The sequence below is a fragment of the Nocardia nova NBRC 15556 genome (assembly GCF_001613005.1).
Lineage (GTDB): Bacteria > Actinomycetota > Actinomycetes > Mycobacteriales > Mycobacteriaceae > Nocardia > Nocardia nova.
This window is the reverse complement of record NZ_BDBN01000035.1, coordinates 1-24,113: the sequence shown is the minus strand read 5'-3', so window position 1 is coordinate 24,113 and position 24,113 is coordinate 1. Positions and strand designations below refer to the sequence as shown.

The 24,113-nt window shown below is 68.8% G+C and carries 16 protein-coding genes; 8 read left to right on the top strand and 8 right to left on the bottom strand.

Annotated features, from left to right (window positions below; genetic code table 11):
• Positions 1–100 precede the first annotated feature (100 nt).
• Positions 101–853, bottom strand: coding sequence for a precorrin-6A synthase (deacetylating) (gene cobF, locus NN2_RS15255; protein WP_063014282.1), 753 nt, complete (start codon positions 851–853; stop codon positions 101–103).
• 70 nt (positions 854–923) lie between these two features.
• Between cobF and NN2_RS15250 the strand changes: the two genes are divergently transcribed.
• From NN2_RS15250 to NN2_RS15220, 7 genes are all read left to right on the top strand, one after another.
• Positions 924–1,736 (top strand): thymidylate synthase, encoded by an 813-nt coding sequence (locus tag NN2_RS15250; RefSeq protein ID WP_063014215.1) that lies wholly within the window; start codon positions 924–926, stop codon positions 1,734–1,736.
• Positions 1,733–2,239, top strand: coding sequence for a dihydrofolate reductase (locus tag NN2_RS15245; RefSeq protein WP_063014214.1), 507 nt, complete (start codon positions 1,733–1,735; stop codon positions 2,237–2,239). The genes NN2_RS15250 and NN2_RS15245 overlap by 4 nt, the downstream gene beginning before the upstream one ends.
• 133 nt (positions 2,240–2,372) lie before the next feature.
• Complete coding sequence (locus NN2_RS15240) at positions 2,373–2,699, top strand: cupin domain-containing protein (protein WP_030517171.1); 327 nt, start codon at positions 2,373–2,375, stop codon at positions 2,697–2,699.
• 64 nt (positions 2,700–2,763) lie between these two features.
• A complete protein-coding gene (locus NN2_RS15235; protein ID WP_063014213.1) occupies positions 2,764–3,816 on the top strand; it encodes a Dyp-type peroxidase in 1,053 nt (350 codons plus the stop codon).
• A complete protein-coding gene (locus tag NN2_RS15230) occupies positions 3,813–4,613 on the top strand; it encodes a family 1 encapsulin nanocompartment shell protein (protein ID WP_063014212.1) in 801 nt (266 codons plus the stop codon). The genes NN2_RS15235 and NN2_RS15230 overlap by 4 nt, the downstream gene beginning before the upstream one ends.
• 31 nt (positions 4,614–4,644) lie before the next feature.
• Positions 4,645–5,235, top strand: coding sequence for a hypothetical protein (locus tag NN2_RS15225; protein ID WP_245007884.1), 591 nt, complete (start codon positions 4,645–4,647; stop codon positions 5,233–5,235).
• A 40-nt stretch (positions 5,236–5,275) separates the two neighbouring features.
• Positions 5,276–5,674: an NUDIX hydrolase gene (locus NN2_RS15220; RefSeq protein WP_063014210.1), complete on the top strand. Its 399-nt coding sequence runs from the start codon at positions 5,276–5,278 to the stop codon at positions 5,672–5,674.
• Between the two features lie 28 nt (positions 5,675–5,702).
• Here the strand turns inward: NN2_RS15220 and NN2_RS15215 are convergent, their stop codons facing one another.
• The gene (locus NN2_RS15215) at positions 5,703–7,466 is read right to left on the bottom strand and encodes an MFS transporter (RefSeq protein WP_082857004.1); all 1,764 of its coding nucleotides are present in this window, start codon (positions 7,464–7,466) and stop codon (positions 5,703–5,705) included.
• A 183-nt stretch (positions 7,467–7,649) separates the two neighbouring features.
• Positions 7,650–8,132 (bottom strand): MarR family winged helix-turn-helix transcriptional regulator, encoded by a 483-nt coding sequence (locus tag NN2_RS15210; protein WP_227463085.1) that lies wholly within the window; start codon positions 8,130–8,132, stop codon positions 7,650–7,652.
• 104 nt (positions 8,133–8,236) lie between these two features.
• Between NN2_RS15210 and NN2_RS15205 the strand changes: the two genes are divergently transcribed.
• Positions 8,237–9,352: a GDSL-type esterase/lipase family protein gene (locus NN2_RS15205; RefSeq protein ID WP_063014206.1), complete on the top strand. Its 1,116-nt coding sequence runs from the start codon at positions 8,237–8,239 to the stop codon at positions 9,350–9,352.
• Here NN2_RS15205 and NN2_RS15200 read toward each other — a convergent pair.
• The 5 genes from NN2_RS15200 to NN2_RS15180 all read right to left on the bottom strand — a co-directional run.
• Positions 9,315–10,349, bottom strand: a complete 1,035-nt coding sequence (locus tag NN2_RS15200; RefSeq protein ID WP_082857008.1) for a GlxA family transcriptional regulator — start codon at positions 10,347–10,349, stop codon at positions 9,315–9,317. The two genes, NN2_RS15205 and NN2_RS15200, sit on opposite strands and share 38 nt — an antisense overlap.
• A gap of 101 nt (positions 10,350–10,450) precedes the next feature.
• Positions 10,451–11,332, bottom strand: a complete 882-nt coding sequence (locus NN2_RS15195) for an alpha/beta fold hydrolase (RefSeq protein WP_063014276.1) — start codon at positions 11,330–11,332, stop codon at positions 10,451–10,453.
• Positions 11,333–11,478: 146 nt separating this feature from the next.
• A complete protein-coding gene (locus NN2_RS15190) occupies positions 11,479–13,056 on the bottom strand; it encodes a hypothetical protein (RefSeq protein ID WP_063014204.1) in 1,578 nt (525 codons plus the stop codon).
• Positions 13,041–13,808, bottom strand: a complete 768-nt coding sequence (locus tag NN2_RS15185) for an ABC transporter ATP-binding protein (protein WP_030517160.1) — start codon at positions 13,806–13,808, stop codon at positions 13,041–13,043. Before NN2_RS15185 ends, NN2_RS15190 begins: the two co-directional genes overlap by 16 nt.
• A gap of 227 nt (positions 13,809–14,035) precedes the next feature.
• The coding region (locus tag NN2_RS15180) for a non-ribosomal peptide synthetase (RefSeq protein ID WP_156511340.1) at positions 14,036–24,113 on the bottom strand (10,078 nt) is incomplete at its 5' end.

The following is a 24,113-nucleotide window of genomic DNA, read 5'->3' as shown; positions in this document are numbered from 1 at the left end:
CAGTGATTCGAACCGGCCGGTGGTGTGGATCACATTCGTATCGATTTATTCCACAGCAATTTTGGAGCTATTTCGGACATGTCCGCGGAACGCGGGGCGGCTAACCGATTCTGCGCAAAAGGTATATGTCCATGACCCACCCCTTCGCCTCCCGAAGTTCGTTGCGGCGCCGCACGATTCGATCCTCCACCGCGCGCAGCGGCCCCTCGATCAACGTCTCGTCCGGCATCCCCAGGTAGGCGCCCCACCAGATGTGCAGATCGTCGCCCGGCACCTGCGTGAACGAACACTCGCCGTCGAGCATCACCAGTGTCGGCCCGTCCGCCGCCACGCCCTCGGCGCGCACGCGGCGACCGGTGGTGATGTGCACCGGTTCGCCGATCTCGTGCAGCACGATGCGGTGGGCCGCCGCCAGGGCCTGGGCACTGGTGACGCCCGGGATCACCTCGTACTCGAATCGCGTTCCCGCGTCCAGCACTCGCTGCACCATCCGCAGGGTGCTGTCGTAGAGCGAGGGATCGCCCCAGACCAGAATGCCGCCGACCCCCTCGGTGGCATCGAACGCCTCGGCCAGCAGTTCGGCACGGCGGCGATGCCAGTCCTCGACCACCTCGCGATAGTCGTCGGAGCCGGAGACCGTGCGTTCGCGCGGCGGATCGGCGATGGCCACCACGCGATGTTCCGGATCGGCGTGTGCGGCGAGGATCGCGGCGCGGACCTCGGTCAGTTCCCGCTTGGTCTCCCCCTTGCCGATGACGAAGAACGTGTCGACCTGCCGAATCGCCTCGACCGCCTGCACGGTCACCTGCCGGGGATCCCCGGCGCCGATTCCGATCACATAGAGCATGCGCACGGTGCCCCAGGCTAGCCAGCGGACCACCACGCGATGAGGCGGTGGTCGCCCGAAGGCTAGGCTTGCGGATATGGACGGCGCGCCCGGAAACGACACCCAGTACGAGGATCTGCTGCGGCTGGTACTCGAGCGCGGTACGCCGAAATCCGACCGCACCGGGACGGGTACGCGTTCGATTTTCGGACATCAGCTGCGCTACGACCTCTCCGCCGGCTTCCCGCTGATCACCACGAAAAAGGTGCATCTGAAATCGATCGTCTACGAATTGCTGTGGTTCCTGCGCGGCGATTCCAATGTCCGCTGGCTGCACGAGCACGGTGTCACGATCTGGGACGAATGGGCCGACGCGCACGGTGAACTCGGGCCGGTCTACGGGGTTCAGTGGCGCAGCTGGCCCACTCCGGACGGCACCCACATCGACCAGATAGCGCAGGTTCTGCAGACGCTGCGCACCGATCCCGATTCCCGGCGGATCATCGTCTCGGCGTGGAACGTGGCGGATCTGGACAAGATGGCGCTGGCCCCGTGCCACGCGTTCTTCCAATTCCACGTCGCGGACGGAAAACTGTCCTGCCAGCTGTATCAGCGCAGCGCCGACCTTTTTCTCGGGGTGCCGTTCAATATCGCGAGCTACGCGCTGCTGACCCAGATGGTCGCGCAGCAGACCGAATTGGAGCCCGGCGATTTCATCTGGACCGGCGGCGACTGCCACATCTACGACAACCATCTGACGCAGGTTCGCGAACAGCTGAGCCGCGAGCCGTACCCGTTCCCGCGGTTGCATCTGCGGCCCGCGCCGAGCCTGTTCGACTACACCTTCGACGACGTGGAAGTGCTCGACTACCGCCATCATCCGGCGATCAAGGCACCGGTGGCGGTATGAGCCGCATCGGGCTGATCTGGGCGCAGACCCGGGCCGGCGTGATCGGCGCGGACAACGCCATTCCGTGGCGAGTGCCCGAGGATGTGGCGCATTTCAAAATGGTCACCGCCGATCATCCGGTACTGATGGGCCGGCGCACCTGGGATTCGCTGCCCGCGCGTTTCCGGCCGCTGCCCGGACGGCGCAATATCGTGATCACGCGCCAATCGCAGTGGTCGGCAGCGGGCGCCGAACGCGCCGATTCGGTGGCGAGCGCCATCGCACTGGCCGCCGCGGAGACCGTGTGGATCATCGGTGGCGGCGAAATCTACCGGCAGGCAATGGATTACGCGACCGATCTGATGGTCACCGAAATCGACGCCGATATCCCCGGCGATGCCTACGCACCCGCGATCGAGGGCGACTGGCAGGTGGAGGACGCGCCCTGGTCGCAGTCGCGGTCGGGGCTGCGCTACCGGATCCGGCGCTTCGCCCGCGACACCGCCCCCGCCACCGCCGGCTGAATCGCGCCCGGCAGGTATCGAACCCGAATCGCATCGGCGAAACGGCCGACCGCGCGAGGTGGGTCCGGCATACTCAGCCATATCCAGCCTGTGACCACAGCCCCGATCCCGGCTGAACCGCGAGAGGCAGATCATGGACAAGAAATCGCTGACGGCGGCGGCTCGCCAGCAGCTGAAGCTGGCCGCGTCCGCCACGAGTGGACGCAGTTCGCAAACCCTCTACGGCGGCCACACCCACAGCCTGCGCCAGACCCTCATCGCGCTGACCGCCGGCCAGAGCCTGGCCGAGCACGAAACTCACGGCGAAGCCACCCTGCAGGTCCTGACCGGAACCCTGATTCTGATCTGTGGCACCAACGAGTGGAAGGGCTCGCCCGGCGATCTGCTCGTCATTCCCTCGGCTCGGCACAGTGTGAAGGCCATCGACGACGCGGTATTCCTGCTGACCGTCGCGAAGTGAGGCCGGTCTCGCGAGGTCGGGCCGTCCGCACGCGCTGTCGGCCCGGCACCGTACCCTGTTGATCATGGGTGAGCCGCAGCCGATCCTCGATCCGCTTTCGCGCGCCGCGATCTTCCTCGTCGCGACGATCGACGAGGGCGGTGAGCCGGTGGTGCGCGACCTTCTCGCGGATCTGGCGGGACTGCGGCGCTCGATCGGGTTCCGGGTGCCGGAAACGCGGCTGTCCTGTGTGACGAGTATCGGTTCCGCCGCCTGGGATCGGCTGTTCGCCGGCCCGAAACCCGCGCAGTTGCACGAATTTCCGGGCTACGCCGGGGAGAAGCATCAGGCCCCGGCCACGCCGGGCGATCTGCTGTTTCACATCAAGGGCGAATTGCCGGACGCCTGTTTCGAATTGGCGATGCTGATCGGTTCCCGGTTGAAGGGTGCGGCCACGATCATCGACGAGACGACCGGGTTTCGCTATTTCGAACAGCGTGATCTGCTCGGCTTCGTCGACGGCACCGAGAATCCCGAGGGTCCTGCCGCCGTCGCCGCGGCACTCATCGGCGACGAGGATCCCGAGTTCGCCGGCGGTAGTTATGTCATCGTCCAGAAATATCTGCACGATCTGGAGGCGTGGAGTTCGCTGACGGTCGAGGAGCAGCAACTCGTCATCGGCCGTACCAAACTCGAGGATCTGGAGCTGTCCGACGAGGACAAGCCGGCGGATTCCCATGTCGCGGTGAACACCCTGATCGATCCGGACGGCACCGAGCGCCAGATCCTGCGTGCCAACATGCCCTTCGGCAGTGTCCGCGAGGGCGAATTCGGCACGTACTACATCGCTTACGCCGCTACCCCGGATGTCACCGAACGGATGCTGGTCCGCATGTTCCTCGGCAGCGACGAGGCGCCCTACGACCGCATTCTCGATTTCTCCACCGCGATCACCGGCACCCTGTTCTTCACCCCGGCCAACGATTTCTTCGACGACCTTCCGGACGCCCCCGCACAGGAGGCGGCTTCGGAGCAGGACCTGGAACTCGAGGCAGCCGGAATCGCCGAGCTGCCCGCGGCCGCGTCTTCCGGCGACGGCTCCCTCGGTATCGGCACGTTGAAAAGGATCCCTCAATGAACAATCTGCACCGTGAACTCGCGCCGATCACCTCCGAGGCGTGGTCGGCCATCGAGGAGGAGGCGACGCGCACCTTCCGGCGTCATATCGCCGGTCGCCGGGTGGTGGATCTGTCCGGCCCGCACGGCACCGACTATTCCGCGGTCGGATTGGGACGCACCACCCTCATCGACGCGCCCGATCAGGGCGTCCAGGCTCGCCAGCGCGTGGTGGCGCCGCTGGTCGAGCTGCGCGTGCCGTTCACTCTCTCGCGCGAGGAACTCGACAACGTCGAGCGCGGCGCACAGGACGCGGATCTGGATCCGGTCAAGGATGCCGCCCGCAAGATCGCGTTCGCCGAGGACCGCGCCGTCTTCGAGGGCTACCCCGCCGCCGGTATCACCGGCATCCGCGCGGCCGTGTCGAACACCCCTGTCACCGCGCCGAGCGATCCGCGACTCATCCCGGAGGCCATCGCACAGGCACTGAGCAAGTTGCGCCTCGCCGGTGTCGACGGGCCGTATTCGGTGCTGCTGAGCGCCGATCTGTACACCGCGGTGAGCGAGACCTCCGACCACGGCCATCCGATCCGCACACATATCGAGCGGCTGATCCCCGAGGGCGAGATCATCTGGGCGCCCGCCATCGACGGTGCCTTCGTGCTCACCACCCGCGGCGGCGACTTCGATCTGCAACTGGGTCAGGACCTGTCGATCGGCTACCTGTCCCACGACGCGGAGAGCGTGCAGCTGTACTTCCAGGAAAGCCTGACCTTCCTGGTCTACACCGCCGAGGCCGCCGTCCCGCTGCGCGGCTGAGTCCGACGCGAGCGAACTCCGAGGTGTCACCATGAGCGACGACGTCCCGCCCGTATCCGGACCCGACATCTCCCGGCGGTCCCGCGGACCGGTCCGGGCGGTGCGGGCCGGTGTCGTCACCGGCCGCCGCACCTTCACCTACAGTGCGCTCGCCGTGCTGTCGGTGCTGGTGATCTGCGGTGCCGTGGTGGCCCTGTTCGGAGTGAACCGGATCTTCACGGGACTGCTGGCCGGCGCGGTGGCGGGTATCGCGCTGCTGGTGGCGCTGTTCGGTCGCGATGTCGTCGTTCTCACCGACCGCGCGATCTACCGGCGCACCCCGTGGGCCGAATCGCGGCTGGAGTGGGATCGGGTGGTGGCCGGGCGGTTCGCCCTCGACGAGCGCGCCCGCTGGTCGCTCGCGCTGGATCTGACCGGCGGCGACGAACCGCACGACGAACTGGTACTGCTCAGCATTCCGCCGGTGCGGCATCCGGTCTCCAACGCCTACGAACACCGCAAGCGCGAACAGGTCGCCGAGATTCGCCGGATCCTGCGTGAGCAGCGTATCCCGGTCACCGTGCTGCCCGAGATCGCCGCGGCCCTGCACGAACACTGGAAGCTCGCGCCTGCCACCCGGTGAGCTCCCCGCCCGCACCGACCGTATCGTGAAGGCTCCCTTTATGATTCGCACCGCCGCACTCGCGCACATCCGGAATCGCCGTCTGCTGCAGGCACGTTCGACCGGCAAAGAGGTGTTCTACATGGCGGGCGGGAAGATCGACCCCGGTGAATCACCGGTGCAGGCGTTGTACCGCGAGGTGCGCGAGGAACTCGGTGTCGACGTGGCGGCCCACGACGAACTCGGCGTCTTCGAATGTGAGGCGTACGGGCACACGCCCGGTACCGCGCTGCACATGACCTGCTTCATCGCGGACCTCACCGGCGAACCGACGCCGACCAGCGAGATCGCCGAACTGCGTTATTTCACCGTCGGCGAGTACGCGGCCATGCCGCATGTCGCGCCCGGCTCGATGCTGGTCTTCCGGCGCCTGCACGAACTCGATCTGATCGACTGGTGATCCGGGGGAATGTCGGCCGCCGGGATCGCTACGTCGCTTCGCCGCGTTCGACCGGCGCGGCGCCCTCCTCGTCGGTGATCCGGCGCGCCGCCTCCGGCCGCTCGGTGACCCGGTGGCGGGCCACCGCACCGGGCGGTTCGGCACCGGGCGGTTCGGCATCGATCTGATCGGTGTCGATCTGCTGGGCCTCGGGCGGGATGCGCGTGGCCACCACGAAGGCCAGCAGCAGCACCACCGCGACGCCGAGCAGCGCCACCCGAGTCGCGTCGGCGAAGCCGTTGGCCAGCGCGTCGGTGACCGCGGTCGGCGCGTGCTGGGTACGCAGTCCGACGATCGCGTCGCCCGCCGAATCGCGGGTGGCCGCACCCACGGCGCCGGCGGCCCGCGCGGTCAGGCCGGGGACGTAGCTCAGCCGATCGGGCAGGAAGTGGCCGAGACCGATCGAGAGGATACTGCCGAGGACCGCCACGCCGAGCGCGGCACCGGCGGGCCGGGCGGTGGCCGCGGTGATCGATCCCGGATCCGATGCCACGGTGCCCGCGCCGGTGCGCCGGATATTCGCCGTCAACGGGGCGGAGGCCAGCCCGAGTCCGATTCCGTAGCAGGCGAGTAGCACGGTCGGGGCCCACGCCGGAATAGTCGAGGTCAATGCCAGCGCGGTCACCGCCATCGCGAGCAACGCGATCGCCAGGCCGATCCGGATCAGCCACAGCGGAGGTACCGCCCGCAGCGGCCCGGCGGTCAGGATCGCCGAGATCAGCGCGCAGCCGGTCAGCACCACGAGAATCGAACTCGTTCGCAGCGTGGACAACCCGAGGCAGTTCACCAGGTACAGCGGCAGCACGAAGAGCACTCCGAACTGTGCCGCCGCGATCAGCAGGGCCGCGCCGTCACCCCAGTGCCGGGGATCGCGCAGATGCGAGAAGTCCACCAGCGCGGCATGTTCCACCCTCACCCGGTGTCTTTCCCAGAAGACGAACAGCACCAGCAGCAACACGCCGACAGCGAGCACGAACGGTATGGGCGAACTCGCCGATTGCATCGACCAGGTCACCCCGAACACGGTGAACTCCCGCCGCGGCCGCACCCAGCCGTAACGCTCGCCCTCGATGAGAGCGAAGATCACCAGCGCGAACCCGGCCGTACTGAGCAGCCAGCCGTCCACATCCGGTCCGGTGGCCGAACCGCCGATGCGGGTTTCGGGCACGAGAACCGTCCCGAGCAGCACGACCACCGCGATCGGCACGTTGATCAGGAAGATCCACGGCCAGGTGAAGGAGTCGATGAACCACCCGGCCAGCGCCGCGCCGACGACCGCCGCTCCGGCCGGAGCGACCACCCACGCGGTGAACGCGATGACGCGCGCGCGCCCGTGGAACATCGCCGCAACCGTGCCCAGTGATCCCGCCACGACCGCCGCACCGCCGATCCCCTGCACGATCCGGCCCCAAATGAGCGGACTCGCCGAATCCGCGGAGGCGGACAACAGACTGCCGCCGACGAAGATCAGCACCCCGAGCACGAAGATCACGCGCCGGCCGTACCGGTCACCGATCCGGCCGACGACGATCAGCAGAACCGCGAGCACCACCGAATACACGCAGAAGACCCACTGCGCCTGGGTGAAATCGAGTCCGAGATCACCGATGATCGTCGGCAGCGACACACCGACGACTGTGCCGTCCAGCGTCACCATCGCAAGCCCCAGCGCGAGGACCGCGAGGGCGTACCACCGTCTGGCACCGGTGGGTGGCGAACCGAGTTCAGCGTCTGTTCGAACGTGATCAGCCATGCGCCGCTCCCGTCGTCGACCGGTGTCGCTGGGAAGTAACTCGTATCGGTCGAGTCTACGAGTCGAACCGGGCGAATCTCGGCAATAGGGACCGGGCGATACCGGACCGTGCGGTGAACGCGAGCATTCGGCTATGCGGCTGCGGAACGGTCGGCGACCGGTCGACAGCTCGGGGCCGAGGTGTCACTCGGAGATCCGGCCCGCCTCCGGAAAGGTGGCGTCACGGATGATCCGCAGGCCGCCGATCAGTGCCTCGCACTGCTCCGGGGTGAGCTGACCGTAGAACCAGGTGTCGAGGATCTTCAGATATTCCGGCAGTACCTTCGCCAGCCGGGTCGCGCCGGCGGCGGTGAGGGCGGCGTAGGAGCTGCGGCGATCGTTCGGATCGGGCTGGCGCCGGGCGAATCCGTTGCGCTCGAGCCGGTCCACCAGACGGGTGACGCCGCTGGTCGACAGCTGTGCCTGATCGGCCAGATCGGTCATCCGCAGCCGGCGGCCGGGCGAGCGGCTCAGCCGCATGAGCGCGGCGAAATCCAGCAGCGACAGCCCGTTCGCAGTCCAACTCGGCTCGAGTTTGCGGCGGATCCCGTTGGTCGCTTCGAACAGCATCCCGATATCGGTCAGGCGCGGGTCGTCGAAGACGTCGGCGTCGTGCGTGTGCTCCACGCCGTCAGCCTAACGCACAGTTGCCGTGCGGATAGTTGACATGAGGAATATCTTTCATATTATTGCTGCGAGGATATTCCTCACGTCAACTAAATGGAGATGTCATGACCAGCACCTGGCTCGCCGGATTCCGCTCCGCGATCATCAGCCCCTACGAGCAGTTCCAGTTGACCGAACCCCGGGAGTTCACCGATCAGACCGTGCGTCAGGTGCTGCACATGGCCGGTGGCGGCCGACGGCTTCGGGTGCGATTGAGCAATCGGTACGGACGCGACACACTGGAGATCGGCGCGGCTCGAATCGCCCTGCGCAAGAACGGATTCGCCACGATCGCCGAAACCGATACCGTGTTGCGTTTCGACGGGGTGGACACGGTGCGCATCCCGGCGGGTGGCGAAATGGTCAGCGACACCGTCGATCTCGCGGTGAACGGCGGCGACGATCTGTTGCTGAGCCTGTATCTGCCCGGGGCGACCGGACTCGCCACCTTCTCGCATCAGCCGATGGAGATCGCCGCCGTGGTCGCCGGTGATCACACCGCCGATCCGGACCTCTCCGAGGTGGAGGAGGTCGCCTCGCGCTTCTACGTCACCGGTGTCGACGTGCTCGCCGACGCGGACACCCCCGTCGTGGTGGCTTTCGGTGACTCCTGGTTCGACGGCGCCGGGACCACGCTCGGCGCGAATCGCCGCTCCGTCGACGCGCTGAATTCGATGCTGACCCGCGGCTGGGTGGTCAACCAGGGCATCGGCGGCAACCAGTTGCTCACCGACGAGGTCGGCGAACGCGCTCTGGCTCGGTTCGACCGCGACGTGCTCGACGTACCGGGCGTCACCCATGTGGTGGTCAATCTCGGCATCAACGACATCGGGCTGGGCGAGGTGGCCGCGGCCGAAGATTTGATCGCCGGGTACACCGAACTCGCCGCGCGGGCACACGCCGCCGGACTGCCGATCTACGCCAACACGATCGGCCCCTTCGCCGGGGTGATCTATCCGGAGGTCAATGTGGCTCCGGCCCTGCCGGTGCGCGTCGTCGTCAACGAATGGCTGCGGACCACAACGGTTTTCGACGCCGTCTTCGATGTGGCGGCCGCCGTCGCGGATCCGGAGCGGCCCGACTTCATCCACCCGGATCTCGACAGCGGCGACGGCCTGCACCTCAACGACGAGGGCGCCCGCATCATGGCGGAGACGATGCGGATCCCCGGGCTGCGCTGACCACCGGCTCTGCCGCCGGCGTGCCGAGGCCGGCGTCGGCGTACTGCCGGCGGTAGGCCTCGGGCGTGGTGGCGAGGCGGCGGACGAAGGCTCGGTGCAGCGTTTCGCCGTGGCGGTAGCCGACCACGCGGGCGATGGCGGTGACGGTGAGTTCGGTGGACTCCAGCAGGCGCCGGGCCGCTTCCAGGCGCAGTTCGGCGACGAACGCCGCTGGGGTACTACCGGTTTCGGCACGGAACGCGCGGGCGAAATGACGTTCGCTCATGCCCGCGCGCCGAGCCAGCGCGGACACCGCCAGATCGCCGGCGAGGTGATCGGGCAGCCATTGCTGGACGGCGCGAATCGCGGGGGTGCGCGCCGGCTGCATGCGCAACTGGGCGCTGAATTGCGTCTGACCGCCGGAGCGCCGGGTGAAGACGACGAAAGCGCGAGCGACCTGCTGAGCCATCTCCCGGCCGTGGTCGTCCTCCACGAGGGCCAGCGCGAGGTCGATGCCGGCGGAGACACCCGCCGAGGTCCAGCGGTTGCGATCGTGAACATAGATGCGGTCGGGTTCGACGACGACGCGAGGATACGAGCGGGCCAGTAGATCGGCCGCACCCCAGTGGGTCGTGGCCCGGTAGCCGTCGAGCAGGCCGGCCGCCGCGAGCAGCAGCGCGCCGGAACACACCGAGGTGACCCGACGGGATTTCCTTGCGAGGGCGGGTAATTCGCGAACCACCTCCGCCGAAACCGGCCCGGAGATCCGGCCGCCGACGACCACCAGGGTGTCGATCTCGGCGGCGGAGGAGGCGAGGTCGTGCAGCGAATGCCCGACCCCGAGGGTCAGGCCGCCGTCGGCCTCGATCGACCGGCCGTGCGGCGACGCCGTGAGGAGTCGGTAGGCGGTTTCGGCGCTCATCGTGTTGACGGTGCCGAAAACGTCCATCGGCCCGGCCAATTCGACCAACTGCATGCCCTCGTAGACGACGAAGACGATGGTGCGCGGCGCGGGCATTTCGCCATCATCGCAGCCGGGCGGGGCGGCCGCCACGGTCGACGGCCAACCGTGGCGAGACTCCCCCGCGCATCCGGCAGGGACGCACCAGGGCGCGCACGTCACACGGCGCGCCGGACCTCGGCGCTCTCGTCCCGCGCCGCGCACCGGCGGAGGAACGGAATGATCGCTGCCGCAACATCATCTGCCGATTGCGCATGCGGGTAGTGTCCCCCGTTCTCGATCATGACGACGCGACCCACACCGTCCGGCAGCGCGGCGACGATAGCATTCGCCTCGGCCTCGGGATCGGCGAAATCCGGGTCGGCCGAACCCATGATCACCAGGGCGGGACAGCGGACCTCAGCCAATCGGGCATGCGCGTCGGCGGGAGTGGTCTGTCCGGTCTTCATGAATTCCGCAAACCGGCCGGGCCGGCGCAGCATGCTCTCCACGTCGGCGAGGTAGCGGTCGTAGTCGGCGGGCTTGGTCGGATACGCGACGTCGAGGTAGCGCCGCCACCAGGGCATCGACTTCAGTGTCATGGTGAGGGCGAGGCGAACCATGCCGCGGCGGTATCGGCGGCTGCCGAGCAGAGCGCCGACGTGCAGCCGCTGTGTGCGGGTGAAGGGTCCGATCTCGACGATCCCGCTCACCAGCTCCGGAGCCTGTGCCGCGGCGATCGTCGCCGAACCGCCCGACAGCGAGTGCCCGACGATCACCGCCGGGCCGCCGAAGTGCCGGATCACGCCCAGCAGGTCCGCCGCTACATCGGCGCGGCTGATGGCGGCCTTCCCGGTCACCGAGGGCCACTCCGTACCGGACTCGCCGTGCCCGCGCATATCGACGTTGACCACCCGGTACCCCGCCGCGGCCAGCGGCCCGAGCAGCAAGCGGAAGTCCTGGCGCAGGGTGCCCATGCCGTGCGACAGCACCACCAGCGGTCCGTCCCCGACCAGATCGCAGGCGAGCCGTCCGTGTTCGAGCGTCACGTACTCGGTCATCATCGTTCCTTCCAGCGGGAGCATCCGGTCGCACATGCGGCCTGCTGAAATGGAACGCCAGGAATCCGGGCCGGTCGATGGCGACGGCCGGAAGGGTCAGGGGCGCGGCCGAAATCGTCAGATTCCGGCGAATCTCCCGGAGGGGTTCAGCGCGGTTTCACCTCGGCCAGCAGTTCCGGCCCGCGGGCTTCGACGCGGCGGGTGGCCACCTGTGCGCCGAGCAGTGCGGCGCCGGCACCCAGGACGATTCCGACCGGCAGCGCCGACCATTGCACGAGGGCGTTGTGGAGATAGGCGCCCAGCGCGAGCAGGCCGAGCACCGGCAGGTTCACCACGAGCTGACCGAAGCCGACCGCCAACTGGACCAGCGCCCGCGCACATCCCGGATTACCGGAATTGCCGGCAAAGGGGTTACCGCGTTGCTGCGGAAGCGGATACGCGGCGTAGACCGACAGGAACATCGACGCCGCCACGCCGACGCCCACCACCACCGGCAGCGTCGATACCGCCCACGGATACATCTGCGGGCGCCCGGCCGCACCCGGGAGCACGAGTGTGAGCACCACGGCGAGCGGGCCGACCATCAGGAGCCAGGCGATCATGCGGCCGCGGACGTCGGCGCGCACGGCACCCGGAATGACCAGGGTGTGCCAGAGGGCGGTGCCGTCGAAGGCGTACATGTCGGCGCTGGCCATCGCGGCCATCCACACCACGAACACGCCCGCGAAAGGCAGGCTCGCGCCACCGTTCTGCAGTCCGAGGAAGAGCGGCAGGACCACGCCGATGAGCATCAGCGGTAGCAGCGCCGCCCGCCGCCGGCCGTCGCGCGACCAGGTGCGCAATTCCTTGAGTACCACCGCGCCGACCGGTGTCGGGCGGACCAGCCGGTCGAGGCGTCCCGAACCCGCCTGTGCGCGAACGGGTCCGGCGGGCGCGGCCGTGGTGGTGAGGCGCCGGCGCAGCAGTACCGCCCACGCCTGCCACAGCAGCGCCGACAGCGCGGCGAGTCCCGCCAGGGCCCCGACGCCGAACCACCAGTGACCTTCCTCGGCCGCTTGGACCGCGTAGGGCGCCCATCCCGAGGGCAGGATTCGCAGGGTCGCGCCCAGGCCGGGCGATACGTGCTCCAGGCGCGGCCCGAGATAGGACACCAGCAGTTGCAGGGGGTAGTAGGCGAGGCCGGTCAGGCCCGCCAGGACGACACCGAGATCGCGACCGCGGCGCGAACGCATCGCGGCGCCGATCCACGCGAGTACCGCGCGGGAGAGCAGCACCACGAAGATCAGTTGCAGGCACATCCCGGCCACCGCGAACAGGGTCGGTACCACCCCCAATTGTGCTGCGAGCGCGACCAGTCCGGCGAAGGCGATCAGGTTGACCGCACCGGCCGGCCCGGTGAAGGCGACCGCCGCGAGACCGATCGCCAATTGGCGATAGCTCAGCGGCAGCAGCCGGAAGTGTTCGGGCTGCAGTGTTTCGTCGCTGCTGCCGGTGATGATCGGGCCGGCCAGCCAGCCGAGCGTCCACACCGCGTACAGCGTCGCGGCCACATTGATCGCCGCGCGGGTATCCCAGGCGTGGCCGGCCGCCGCCATCACCACCGCGGTGGCGACGGCGGCGAGTATCCCGAAGACCAGACCGAGCCAGAAGCCGACCGCAGCCCGTCCGTTGTTCATCGCGCGGACGGTCAGCCGCCAGCGCATGCGGATCAGGACGCCAACCACGACAGGCCCTCGTCTCCCCCGATGCGTCCGCCCACCAGCCGGACGAACGCCTCCTCGAGGCTGCCCTCCCCCCGCACCTCGGCGACCGAACCGGCGGCGACCACCCTCCCCTTGTCGATGACGGCGAGGTGATCGCACAGGTTTTCCACCAACGCCATCACATGACTCGACAGCACCACGGAGCCACCGGCGGTGACGAACCGCCGCAGAATCGTGCGAATAGTGCTGGCGGACACCGGATCCACCGCCTCGAACGGTTCGTCGAGCACCAACAGCTTGGGTCCGTGCAGCAGTGCGGTGGCGAGCCCGATTTTCTTGCGCATACCGGCCGAATAGTCCACGACCAGAGTGTTTTCCGCCTCGATCAGCTCGAGGACCGCGAGCAGTTCCTGCGCCCGCTCGGCCACCGTCGCCGGCGGCAGACCGCGCAGAAGCCCGGTGTAGGTGAGCAATTCACGTCCGGTGAGCCGCTCCGGGAGCGCGAGACCGTCCGGCAATACGCCGACGATCGTCTTGGCGCGCACCGGATCCGCCCACACGTCGGCGCCGAAGATCCGCGCCTGCCCGGCATCGGGCCGCAACAATCCGACGGCCATGGACAACGTGGTGGTCTTCCCGGCGCCGTTGGGCCCCACCAGCCCGAAGAACGACCCCGGCGGCACCGCCAGACTCACCCCGTCGACAACCCACGGCCCACCGAACCGCTTGTACAGCCCGCTCAACTCCAGCGCGGGTGCGGTGATTGTTTCCATGTCCCCCTCCTCTGCAGAGCCTCGCCACGGCCCACGCGAGGAGAAGCCGCCCCGCCCGGTCTGTGCTGTGAACTGTCTCGACTCTACGTCGGCGCTCACGGTCCTACCCGTTTCCGGTGGAAAGGCGCAGCGAACGCTTCTTCCGAGCGCTGCCCGAGTTCAGCAGTGGCGGATGGGAAAAGCCGGTGCCGAGATGCGACCGCACCCCGTGCACCGGCCTTTCCGGCTCACTCCGACTCGATCACTCGCACTTCGCCGTCGGCGGCGTCGGTCGCCTCACCCGCCGCGGTGAACCAGTGGCTGACCTCGCCCTCGGCCAGGTCACCGGAGATATCACCGCTGGGCAGGACCGAGAGTGCGCCCGCGGTCGCGGAGGTCAGGAATTCCGCCAGCGCTGCCGGACCCGCCGTCGCCGTGGTGTACGTGGTCGACTCGTAGTCGATCTCGTGGTCGGCGCGCAGGGTGTCGGCGTGGTCGAGGGCCTGCTCCTGGGTCAGCGTGCGCAGGGTGCCGTCGGCCGCCCGCACCACGAAGGCCGGATGCTCGTCCTGCAGGGGCCGGACGCGGTCGGCGTAGGACACCGGATGTGCCTGTGCCGCATCGATTTCCGCGCGCACCTTCGGATCGGTCGGGACCACCCAGCGCACCGACTTGGCCGCCGGCTCCAGGGCGATACCCCAGCCGGCACCCGCGGCGACGATCTCCCCGAAGGACAGGCCGTCGGCGAACAGCGCCGCGGCGCCGGCCTTCTGGATCGCCCACAGCGCTACCACGGCATCCACCGAATGCGGCAGGGCCACCGCGACGATGTCGCCCGGGCCGACGCCGCGTCCGATCAACACCCGGGCCAGCTTCGACGACCGCGAATCCACCTCGTGATAGGCGATTTCGGCGTCGCCGGACAGCAGCGCGGGAGCCTGCGGATCCTCCTCGACCACATCGCCGAGCGCCTTGGCGACCGTCCGGCTGCCGACCCGGCCGGGTTCGGCGACCGGATCGGCGGCCACCGCCGCGCCGGCCAGGATCCGCGCCCGCTCGTCGGCATCGAGGATGTCGATATCGCCGACCGCGGCCGCCGGATCGCCGGTCAGCGCGTCCAGCACCCGGTCCAGCCGCTCGGCCAGGGTGTGCACTTCCTCGGCGGTGAAGCGACTGGTCAGGTACTTCCAGGTCACCTCGATCGTCGATTCGGCGGTCACCAGCAGGGTCAGCGGGTAGTGGGTCGCGTCGTTGGTGCCGACACCGGTCACCGACATGCCGTCGATCGAACTCGCCGCGGCGATCGCATCGGTATCCATCGGATACGACTCGAACACCAGCAGCGTGTCGAATTGTGCTCCGGCGCCGGCGATTCGCTGGATATCGGTGAGGCCCACGTAGTGGTGGTCGAGCAGATCGGCCTGATCGCGCTGCAGGCCCTGCAGCAACTCACCGACCGACGAGCGGTCGTCCACGCCGACGCGCACGGGCAGCGTGTTGATGAACAGGCCGACCATGGATTCGACCCCGGTCAGCTCCGGCGGGCGGCCCGAGACCGTCGCGCCGAACACCACGTCGTCGCGGCCGGTGAGCCGGCCGAGCAGAATGCCCCACGCGGCCTGCACCAGCGTATTGACCGTGACCCCGACCTCGGCGGCGTACTTGGTGATCCGGCGCGTGCGAGCCTCGTCGACCTCGGCGACGAACTTCTCGATCTCGTAGTGCTCGGGTCCCCGCGCCGCGGGTGCGAGCTGGGTCGGCTCGTCCGCACCGGCCAGCGCCCGCGACCAGGTGCGCAGCGATTCCTCGCGGTCGCGCCCGGCCAGCCAGCTCAGGAAGTTCCGGTACGAGGACACCCGCGGCAGTGCGGCGGTATCACCGCGCACCGCGTAGAGCACCAGCAGATCGCGCATGAGCAGCGGCATCGACCAGCCGTCCACCAGGATGTGGTGGGTCGTGATCGCCAGATGGAAGGCGTTGCCGTCGGTCCGGTACAGCGTGAACCGAAGCAGCGGCGCCCGCGACATGTCGAAGTGCGTGGCCCGATCCTCTTCGAGCAGGCGCTTCAACTCCGGAATCCGCTGCTGCTGCGGCAGATCCGTCAGATCGACGGTATGCCACGGCACCTCGACGCGATCCGAGATCAGCTGGACCGCGCGGCCGCCGGCGTCGGTGACGAAGGCGGCACGCAGGTTCGGGTACCGGTCCAGGATGCCCTGACCGGCCGCGCGCAGCCGGTCCTCGTCGACCGCGCCGCCGAGATCCACCACGGCCTGCATGGTGTAGACGTCCACGGTCTGCTGGGTCATCATCGCGTGGAACAGCAGACCCGACTGCAGCGGCGAGAGTGGCCAGACGTCCGAGAGCCCCGGATACTGCCGTTCCCACTCGTCGATCTCGGACTGCGCGACCTCGACCAGGGGCAGATCGGACGGCGTCAGACCGCCCGCCTCCGGCTGCCGGACATGGTCGGCGAGCGCGGTCAGCGCCGCCACCCACAGATCCGCGAACTCCTGCACGCGCTGCTTGCCGAACAGCCCGGTCGGGAACGCGAAGGATGCGGACAGCTGCGCGCCCTCCGGCCCGTCGGTGACGATCGCGTTGATGTCGATCGCGGCGTTGGCGGGCATATCCGGATCCATGTCGGCATCCAGCTGTCCCAGATCCACCACCGGCGCCCAGTCGAATCCGACCGGCTCCGAGCCGCTCTCGGCGGTCTCTGCGGTCTGCGGGCCCGCACCGGTGTCCGCGCGTCCCAGATAGTTGAAGCTGATCTGAGGCGCGGTACCGGCCGCCAGCTCCGAACCGGTCTCCGGGTTCAGGTAGCGCAGCAAGCCGTATCCGATGCCCTTGTCCGGCACCGCGAGCAACTGCTCCTTCACCGATTTCACGATGTCGCCCAGGGCTTTTCCACCACGCAGGGCGGCCGCGACGTCGGCGTGGCCCAGATCCAGCCGCACCGGATAGGCATTGGTGAACCAGCCCACCGTCCGCGACAGATCGGCGCCCGGGACCACACTCTCCTCGCGGCCGTGTCCCTCGAGCTTCACCAGCGCGGCGCCGCCCGCGGCGTCACCGCGCCAGGTGCTGACCGCCAGCGCGAGCGCCGACAGCAGGCCGTCGTCGACACCGGCCCGGTACTTGTCCGGCACGCCGGTCAGCACCGCATCGGTCACCTCGGCCGGCAGCAGCACCTCGACCCGATCGACGGTGTCGAAGGTGTCGACCGCCGGGTCGAAGGCCCGCTCGCCCAGCACCGGATCCTCGGACGCCGCGATCTGCTGCCAGAACGGCAGTTCCGTGGCTCGCGCGGCCGCGGCGTCGACCAGGGCGTGCGCCCAGCGGCGCATGGACGTGCCGTTCGCGGGCAGCGCCACGGCCTGATCCGACCTCAGCTGCGACCAGGCCACCGCGAGATCCGGGATGAGGATGCGCCACGACACACCGTCGACCACGAAGTGGTGGGCGACGATCACGAGCACGTCCCGGCGGGATGAGCCGGCACCGGTGAAGGCGAACCACAGGAACTGCGTCATCACCGCATTCGCCGGATCGAGGCGGCCCAGCGCGGCGTCGTATTCGACGCTCGCCCGGCGTGACAGTTCCGCGTCGGAGATGTCACCGGGCAGGTCGATCCGATGTACCAGGGCATCGACGTCGATCGCGCCCTGTTCCAGGGCCTCGAAGGTCCACCCGTCCCGGCTGTCCACGGCGGCGGACTCGTTGCGCCGCAAGCGGGTCCGCAGCACATCGTGGTGATCGACGACCGCGGCGACGGTCGCGACCAGCGTCTCCCGGTCGGTGTCGTCGGGCAGTCGCAGCGCCATGGCCTGCGAGAACCGCTGATACGACGATCCGGTGCCGAGGATCGAGGCCATGATCGGCGTCAGCGGGATCTCGCCGACACCGCCACCGGGCAGTTCGGCGAGCACCTGCTGCTCGGCCTCACCCGCGCGGGTGGCGATCTCCGCCAGCGCGGCCACGCTGCGCCGTTCGAAGACCTGCCGCGGCGTGAAGAGCACACCGCGCGCCTTGGCCCGCGAGACCAGCTGGATCGACAGGATCGAGTCACCGCCGAGCGCGAAGAACGAATCGTCGAGTCCGACCTGTTCGACGCCCAGCACCTCGGCGAACACCTCGGCGATGGTCGCCTCGAGCGCACTGGTCGGCGCCCGGAACTCGCGCGGCGCGAGCTGGGGTTCCGGCAGCGCCTTGCGGTCGAGCTTGCCGACCGGGGTCAGCGGAATCTCGTCCAGGACCACGATCGCCGAGGGCACCATATGCGGCGGCAGCACCGCGGCCACATGGTCGGTCACGGCGGCGGGGTCGACCGCACGTCCCGGAACACCCAGCACGTAGGACACCAGAATCGTTGCACCGGCGGCGGTTTCGCGGCCGATGGTGATCGCGAATTCGACATCCGGGTGCCGGCCGAGCACCGCGTCGATCTCACCGAGTTCGATGCGGAAACCGCGGATCTTCACCTGGAAGTCGGTGCGGCCGACGTAATCCAGCTCCCACGGCACCTCCGGGCGGGCGATATTGCCGGCGCGCACATCCGGTTCGGCGTACCACCGCACCACGTCACCGGTGCGGTACATCCGGGTTCCGGGCGCGCCCCACGGGTTGGCGACGAACCGCTCCGCGGTCAGCCCCGGCCGATGCTGGTAGCCGCGGGCCACCGCACCACCGGAGAGGAACAGCTCACCGGCCACCCCCGGCGGCACCGGGTTCATGCGGGCGTCGAGAACCAGCGCCGACATGCCGTGCACCGGGGTGCCGATGGTGATGTGGTTGCCCGGGAACAACCGCGCGTACGAGGAGATGATCGTCGTCTCGGTCGGACCGTAGGCGTTGAAGTACTTACGCCCCGGCTGCCACTTCGCCAGCAGTTCCGGCGTGGTCACATCGCCACCCACCGACGTCACCAGCAACTGCTCCTGGTCGGCCGGATCCATCGTGCCCAGCACCGCGGGCGTGATGATGGTGTGGGTGACCTGCTCGGTGCGCAGCAGTTCCGCCAGCTCCGGGCCACCGATGATCTGCGGCGGCGTGATCACCAGCGTGGCGCCGATGTAGAACGCGCACACCCACTCCAGCACCGACGGGTCGAAGCTGGGCGAGCAGATGTGCAGGAACCGATGCTGCGGCTCCAGGCCGTACAGGCTCGTCGCCACATCCGCCAGGCCGCCGAGACCGGCGTGGGTCACGGTGACACCCTTGGGCTTACCGGTCGAGCCCGAGGTGTAGATGACATAGGCCGGATGCGCCATCTGCAACGGAGTGCGCCGATCGGCGTCGGTCACCGGCGCCGCCGACTGCGCGGCGCACAGTTCGTCGGTCGCGGGGTCGTCGAGGACCAGCCATTCCACGTCGCCGGGCAGGTCGCCGACATACGCCGAACCGGTGATGCCCAGCAGCGCACCGGAATCGGTGAGCATATGCCGCACCCGATCCTCGGGATAGTTCGGATCCACCGGCACGTGCGCGCCACCGGCCTTGGTGACGGCCAGGACGGCCAGCACCATCTCGTAGGAACGCGGGAAGGAGACCGCGACCAGTTGCTCGGGTCCGACACCGCGTTCGATCAGCACCCGCGCCAGGCGCGAGGACCGGTCGTCGAGTTCGCCGTAGGTGATCGATTCACCGTTGTAGCGCACCGCGATTCGATCGCGGCCGAGCCGGACGCCGTGGCTCATCAGATCCGGCAGCAGTCCGGTGGCCATCACCTCGTCGCCGTGGACGTGAGTGAGCAGCTCGTACTCCTCGGCGGCCAGCAGCGACAGATCGCCGACCGGGGTCTGCGGCTGCCCGACGATCGCCTCGAGCAGGCGGGTGAACCGCTGCGCGAAGACCTCCACCGTGGCGTCGTCGAAAAGGTCACGCGCGTAGGAGAATTCGGCGTACATGCCGTTGCGATCGTCGTCGGATTCGCGAACCGTCAGCGACAGATCGAATTTCGCGGTGTCGACGTCGAAATCGAGCGCCGAGACGTGCAATCCGGGCAGTTCGAACGTGCTCTCGGGCAGGTTCTCGAACGACAGCGCCACCTGGAACAGCGGATGCCGCGCGGTGGAGCGCTCCGGATTGAGCAGTTCGACCAACCGCTCGAACGGGATGTCCGCGTGCGCGAAGGCCTGCAGGTCCGCGTCCTTGGCGTGGCTCAGCAGCTCACCGAAGGTCAGCTCGCCGCGCACGTGGGTGCGTAGCACCAGCGTGTTGACGAACATGCCGATCAGATCGTCGAGTTCGGCCTCGCCGCGGCCCGCGATCGGGGTGCCGATCGCGATGTCGTCGGTCCCCGACATCCGCGCCAGGAACAGTGCGAGTGCGGTGTGCACGACCATGAACAGCGTCGCGTTCTGCTCGCGCGCGGTGCGCTGCAGTCCCTCGTAGAGCTCGGTACCGATCGGGAACAGCACCCGCCCGCCCTGGAACGACTGCACGGTCGGCCGCGGCCGGTCCGCGGGCAGGTTCAGCTCGTCCGGAATTCCGGCCAGCGCCTGCCGCCAGTAGTCGGCCTGGGCGCTGAGCAGGCTCTCCGGATCGTCCTCGGAGCCGAGCAGATTGCGCTGCCAGATGCTGAAGTCGGCGTACTGCACCGGCATCGGCGCCCACGCCGGTGCCGCACCCTCGGCGCGCGAGGCGTAGGCCACCATCAGATCCCGGGTCAGCGGGCCCATCGACCAGCCGTCGGCCGCGATGTGGTGCGCGACGAAGACCAGCACGAAGTCGGTGTCGGTGACCTGGAACAGACGGATGTGGAACGGAATCTGCGTGGTCACGTCGAAGCCGGTCGTCACCGCGGCGGTGACGGCCTCGACCACGCCGGACTCCTCGATCCGCACCGGCTCGAGATCGATCGCCACCTCGGCCGGCGACAGCACCCGCTGCACCGGACCGGCGGCGGTCTCGGGGTAGACCGTCCGCAGGATCTCGTGGCGTGCGATGAGATCGGCGACCGCCTCGCGCAGCGCGGACACATCCAGCGCGCCGGAGAGCCGGATCGCTACCGGGATGTTGTCCACCGACGAGGTGGTGTCGAACTGGTTGAGGAACCACATGCGGTTCTGCGCCAGTGACAGCGGGATGTGCTCGGGGCGCGGTCCGGCCGTCAGCGGCGGGCGACCGCCGGCACCGGCCTGCTGTTCGACCTTGGCGGCCAGCCCGGCCACCGTCGAGGATTCGAACAGCGCCCGCACCGGCACCCGGGTGTCGAGCAGCGCACCGAGGCGCGCGGCGACCTGAGTGGCCAGCAGCGAGTTACCGCCGAGGGCGAAGAAGTCGTCGTCGGCGCCGACGCGCTCGACCGACAGCACATCGGCGTACACCGAGGCGACCGCCTCTTCGATCGGTGTCGAGGGCGCCCGGAAGGCAGTGGTCTCGAATTCCGGTTCGGGCAGCGCGCGCCGGTCGAGTTTGCCGTTGATGTTCAGCGGCAACGCGTCCAGTTCGACGAAGGCCGAGGGCACCATGTACGACGGCAGCGCCGCGTTCAGTGCCGCCTTCACCGCGTCGATGTCCAGGCTGTCGCCGGCCGGGACCAGATACGCCACCAGCCGGTCGCCGATGCGCGGGTCCGACTTCGCCAGCACCGCGACCTGCGCGACCTCGTCCAGGCCGAGCAGCGCCGACTCGATCTCGCCGAGTTCGATGCGGAAGCCGCGGATCTTGACCTGGAAGTCGGTGCGGCCCTGATATTCCAGTTCGCCCCGGGCATTCCAGCTCACCAGGTCACCGGTGCGGTACATCCGGGCGCCCGGCTGGAAGGGGTTGGCCACGAACCGGTCCGCGGTCAGATCCGGCCGCGCGAAGTAGCCGCGGGCCAGCTGCGCACCGGCCAGATACAGCTCACCGGAGACGCCGTCCGGCACCGGGTGCAGACGTGAATCCAGCACGTAGACCTGGCTGTTCCACTCCGGCGCACCGATCGACACCGACTGCTGTTCGTCCGCGGTGACGCGATGGCTCGTGATCGAGACCGCGGCCTCGGTCGGGCCGTACAGGTTGAACAGTTCGGCGGCGTTGTCGCGGCGGAACCGCTGGGCGGTCGCACCCGGCAGCGCCTCACCGATCGCCAGCACGCGACGCAGCGAATTCGTCAGCTTCCCATCGGATTCGGTGAGCAGCGCGTCCAGCATCGAGGGCACCACGTGCAGCGTGGTGACCGCTTCGCGGGCCATCAGCTCGTTGAGGTAGGCCGGGTCGCGGTGGCCGTCCGGCGCCGCGATCACCAGGTGTCCGCCGGAGACGGCCGCGGACCAGAACTCCCAGACCGACAGGTCGAAGGTGGCCGCGGTCTTCAGCAGCACCGAATCCTCGGCGCCCAGGCCGAATTCGGCGATCTTCCACAGCAACTGGTTGACCACCGCGGCGTGCGGAACCGCCACACCCTTCGGCCGCCCGGTGGAACCGGAGGTGAAGATGACGTAGGCGGTGTGCTGCGGCAGCAGCGGCGCGACCCGCTCGTCGTCCTCGATCGGCGAATCGTCACCCGCGGTGTCGATGTCGTCAACCCGGACCACCGGTGCGACATCGGTCTCGAATCCGGCGTCGGCATCGGTGAGGACACACACCACGTCGGCGGTGTCGAGGATGTAGCCGGTGCGTTCGGCCGGCTGATCCGGATCCACCGGCACATAGGCGCCGCCGGCCACCGTGACCGCGTACATCGCGAGCACCAGATCGACCGAGCGGCGCATCGCCAGCGCGACCCGCGACTCCGGTCCCACACCGAGCGAAATCAGGTGCCGTGCCAGCACATTCACCCGCCGGTCGAGTTCGGCGTAGGTCACCCGGGTGCCGTCGGCGCCGACCAGGGCGTCGCGCTCGGAGTAGGTCTCGACCGTCGCGTCCAGCAGCGAGGCCAGCGTCGCCGACCGGTCCACCGGGTGCTCGGTGGCGTTGCGGGCGGAGATCAGCGCACCGCGTTCGGCGGCGTCGAGCAGATCGATATCGCCGACCGCGGTATGCGGTGCGGCCACGAACGCGCCCAGCATCCGCACGAACCGATCCACGAAGCCCGCCACCGTGTCGTGGTCGAACAGGTCGGTCGCGTAGGTGAAGAATCCGGTGATGCCCTCGGGCGCACCGGTCTCGCTGTAGCGGTCGGTGGCGATCAGGTGCAGGTCGAACTGCGAGAGCTGGGTATCGAAGTCCAGTCCGCTGACCCGCAGGCCCGGCAGCTCCAGCGTGGCCTGCGCGAGGTTCTGGAACGACAGACCCACCTGGAACAGCGGATGCCGCGCGGTGGAGCGTACCGGGTTGAGCACCTCGACCAGCCGCTCGAACGGCACGTCGGCGTTGGCGAAGGCCTGGATGTCGATATCGCGCTGCCGTCCCAGCAGTTCGGTGAAGCCGGCACCGGCGTCGACCTGGGTCCGGAACACCAGGGTGTTGACGAACATGCCGATCAGATCGTCGAGCACGGCCTCGCCACGACCGGCCATCGGGGTGCCGATGGCGATGTCGTCGGAGCCCGACAGCCGCGACAGCAGGACCGCCAGCGCGGTGTGCACGACCATGAACAGCGTCGCGCCCTCGGTGCGGGCCAGGTCGATCAGCGCCCTATGCAGTTCGGCATCGATGCGCACCTCGACCTTGCCGCCGGCGAAGCTCTGTACGGCCGGACGCGGGCGGTCCGACGGCAGATCGAGCTGATCGGGCAACTCGGCCAGTGCCTGCTTCCAGTACGCGACCTGCTTGGAGGCCAGCGAATCCGGATCGTCCTCACTGCCCAGCAGTTCGCGCTGCCAGATGCTGTAGTCGGCGTACTGAACCTCCAGCGGGGCCCAGTTCGGCGCCAGCCCGGCCGCGCGGGCGGCGTAGGCGGTCATCAGATCGCGAGTCAGCGGGCCCACCGACGAACCGTCGCCGGAGATGTGGTGCACGACCATGGCCAGCACGTATTCAGCGGTGCCGCTTGCGGTTTCGGTGTCGGGACGGACCTCGAACAGCGCGACCCGTACCGGCACCTCGGTGGTGACGTCGAAGCTGGTGTTGATCAGCGCGACCACCTCGGACTCGACCGCGGCGGCATCGACCACGCGCAGTTCGAGCTCCGGAATCGCCTGGGTCGCGGGCAGGATCACCTGCACCGGGCCCTGGTCGGTCTGCGGGTACACGGTCCGCAGAATCTCGTGGCGCGCCACCAGATCCGCCATCGCGGCCCGCAGCGCCGAGACGTCCAGCGCACCGCTCAGCCGCACCGCGATCGGCACGTTGTAGGCGGCCGAGGCGGTGTCGAAGCGGTTGAGGAACCACATCCGCTGCTGCGCCAGCGACAGCGGGATCCGCGGCGGTCGCGGCGCGGCGGTCAGCGCGCGG

Coding starts and splice junctions, on each gene's coding strand:
- NN2_RS15250 (WP_063014215.1), top strand. CDS start 924: ATGGACGGCGCGCCCGGAAACGACACCCAGTACGAGGATCTGCTGCGG.
- NN2_RS15185 (WP_030517160.1), bottom strand. CDS start 13,808: ATGGAAACAATCACCGCACCCGCGCTGGAGTTGAGCGGGCTGTACAAG.
- NN2_RS15195 (WP_063014276.1), bottom strand. CDS start 11,332: ATGACCGAGTACGTGACGCTCGAACACGGACGGCTCGCCTGCGATCTG.
- NN2_RS15225 (WP_245007884.1), top strand. CDS start 4,645: ATGAGCGACGACGTCCCGCCCGTATCCGGACCCGACATCTCCCGGCGG.
- NN2_RS15200 (WP_082857008.1), bottom strand. CDS start 10,349: ATGCCCGCGCCGCGCACCATCGTCTTCGTCGTCTACGAGGGCATGCAG.
- NN2_RS15235 (WP_063014213.1), top strand. CDS start 2,764: ATGGGTGAGCCGCAGCCGATCCTCGATCCGCTTTCGCGCGCCGCGATC.
- NN2_RS15215 (WP_082857004.1), bottom strand. CDS start 7,466: ATGGCTGATCACGTTCGAACAGACGCTGAACTCGGTTCGCCACCCACC.
- NN2_RS15230 (WP_063014212.1), top strand. CDS start 3,813: ATGAACAATCTGCACCGTGAACTCGCGCCGATCACCTCCGAGGCGTGG.
- NN2_RS15240 (WP_030517171.1), top strand. CDS start 2,373: ATGGACAAGAAATCGCTGACGGCGGCGGCTCGCCAGCAGCTGAAGCTG.
- NN2_RS15245 (WP_063014214.1), top strand. CDS start 1,733: ATGAGCCGCATCGGGCTGATCTGGGCGCAGACCCGGGCCGGCGTGATC.
- NN2_RS15220 (WP_063014210.1), top strand. CDS start 5,276: ATGATTCGCACCGCCGCACTCGCGCACATCCGGAATCGCCGTCTGCTG.
- NN2_RS15205 (WP_063014206.1), top strand. CDS start 8,237: ATGACCAGCACCTGGCTCGCCGGATTCCGCTCCGCGATCATCAGCCCC.